2 protein-coding genes and 1 tRNA gene are annotated in these 2653 nt (G+C 20.9%); all 3 read right to left on the bottom strand.

Annotated elements, in window-relative coordinates:
- A partial coding sequence (locus OC698_RS02870) for a NusA N-terminal domain-containing protein (RefSeq protein ID WP_304513192.1) occupies positions 1-851 on the bottom strand: 851 nt, incomplete at its 3' end.
- 327 nt (positions 852-1178) lie between these two features.
- Positions 1179-1266, bottom strand: a tRNA-Leu gene (locus tag OC698_RS02865).
- A 67-nt stretch (positions 1267-1333) separates the two neighbouring features.
- On the bottom strand, positions 1334-2653 hold a 1320-nt coding region (locus OC698_RS02860), incomplete at its 5' end, for a DAK2 domain-containing protein (RefSeq protein WP_304513191.1).

The raw sequence follows: 2653 nt of genomic DNA, 5'->3' as shown, positions 1-2653 counted from the left end.
CTCCATTTAAATAAATCTATTTTTTCACCTCTTAAAATGTTTAAAATATTTTTAATTCTATAACCTTTTTCGCCAACACAAGTACCGATAGGGTCTATTTTTTTATCATGAGAAGATAATCCGACTTTAACTCGGCTAGAAGGAATACGAGCAATAGCCATAATTTGAACAAGACCATCTCGAATTTCCGGAATAAAATATTTTAACAATTCAACGACAAATTGATTATCAATACGACTAACACAAATTTGAAGATGTTTAGGTGTATTATTGCGAACTTCTGTAATTAAAACAAAAATTTTTTCACCGATCTTAAAATGATCATTCAACATTAAATCTTTTTTAAAAATACAAGTTTTAAAATTTTTATCTAACATCAAAATAAAAAATTTAAATTTTTCTTCAATTACTTCTGCAATCATTAACTTATTTTCATATTGTTTAAAAAAATTAAAAATATTTTCTCTTTGAAATTTCAATAATTCTTCATTAAATTTATTTTTAAAGTCACGACTACCATAAAAATTAAAATCTTTTTTAGGATCTACTTCAATTTCTAAAATTTCACCTACTTCAATAAAAGAATTAAGTTCTTTAGCTTTTTCTAAATAAACATAATCTTGTTCTTTCAATAAAGAAACATCATATTTTTCATCGACAACTATATATTGTTTATACAAGCTAATTTTATCATAATTTGACCCAAAACAAACTCTACATTTTTTGATTTGAAAAGTCTTTTTACAACCAGATATTAAAGCTTTCTCTAGAGCATTAGTAACTTGTTCACGGGTTATGTCATATTCTTGAGCTATTTGATCAATATGTTTTAAAAAATTTTTATTTTGCAAACAGATTACCTCTTTCTTATCAAAAAATAATTTAGATTCTCAAATTATCTCATAATCTTTAAAATTAAAAAAGTGGTTATTTCGGAAAAAACCACTTTAAAATAAAAAATTAAAATTTATAAATTCAATTATATATAAATATAAAATTAAATAACCATATGAAAATTTATATTTATATTTAATAAACTAAAAAAAATTTAATCATTTTTAATTTTTATAATTTTTTTCAAAAAATATAGTATAACGTAGTTTATCATATTTATATTAATTACAAAACTAAAATAATATAAAATTTTAAATAAAATTTTTCGAAAATAAATAATTAAATGGTACGGATAATGAGATTCGAACTCATAAGAGAAAATTTCTCACATGCCCCTCAAACATGCGCGTCTACCCGTTCCGCCATATCCGCATTAGATATCTTTTTTATCAAAAAAAGATATTTTAAAGATTTTTAAAGATTTTTAAAGATAATAAAATTAATTTTCAACTAAAATTAAATAATAGTGTAAATGATCATTATTTATAATTTTATTAATCTCTACATCACTATAATTTTTAGATAAAAATTCTTCCAAACCTATCAAAGAAGAATGTTTTTCTAACTGTTGATCATAAAAAATAGTAACTAATTGAGTTGTTTTTGTAATCATTTTTTTTAATAATTCGATAATTAAAATGTCTAAATTATTAGATTTTTTAAAAAAAATAGAATCTACAAAAGCTTTAAATTCAAAAACGGAATTTTCTGATAAATTGTAATTTTGATTAAGTAAAATTTTACCTACTAAATTATTTTTAATATTATCACTAATATTAAAAATATTTTCATCATAAGATAATGTTTCATCAAAAGAAACAAGAGCATTATAACCTTGAGCAATATTATTAGTATTAATAACACTAATATTTAAATTAGCAAAACTTTTTGTAATTAAATCAATATTAGCTAATATTTCTGAATCATTAGGAAATAAAATCACATTATAACATTCCACATGATTTAAAATTTCTTTGAAATTTTTCCAAAAAAAATCCCAGATAAATTTTCTATTTTTAATAATGATAATACGATCTACTTTAAAATCTTTTTGAAAAATATTATAAATTGTTTCATTAGGTACAATAGCTATCAAAATATAATTTTTTTGAACAATTTGTTTGTTATTATAATGTTTTTGTTGTTTAAGAAAATTTTTATTTTGTTCTTTCATATTATCAATTTTAGATTTAATTAAAAAACCGTATTTTAATAAATTTGTTAACACCAATCCAGGTTTATTAGTATGAATATGTATTTTAAGTAAATTTTCATTAACTATAGCTATTAAAGAATTACCAAATTTGCCCATTTTTTTACGAAATTTCAACAAATCAAATTCTTTTGAATTATATAAATTAACAACTAACTCTGTACAATAACAGTAAGGGATTTCTGAACAATTTATATAAGATATTTTATTCATATTATTATCATCAAAAACTTCAGCTTCTTTAGAAATGATAAAATCGTTATAAAATTCCTTTAAAGAAATATTTGAATCTTGAAAACATAATAACATACCTTCGAAAAAATAAATTAAACCAGCTGCTCCACTATCTACAACATTAGACTCTTTCAAAATAGGTAATAATTCAGGAGTTTTTGCTAAAGATTTTTTAGCATATTCAATAATTTTATTCAATAATTCTTCCATATTGTTAAAATTTTTTTGATTATTAATAGCTTCAATAGAATCGCGTAACACTGTTAAAATAGTACCTTCTACAGGGGAAAAAATAGAAGAATAAGCTTGTCG

Origin of the sequence: Candidatus Phytoplasma gossypii (assembly GCF_030586975.1) — a bacterium.
Taxonomy (GTDB): domain Bacteria; phylum Bacillota_I; class Bacilli_A; order Acholeplasmatales; family Acholeplasmataceae; genus Phytoplasma; species Phytoplasma citri.
This window is presented reverse-complemented; position numbering and strand designations above follow the sequence as displayed.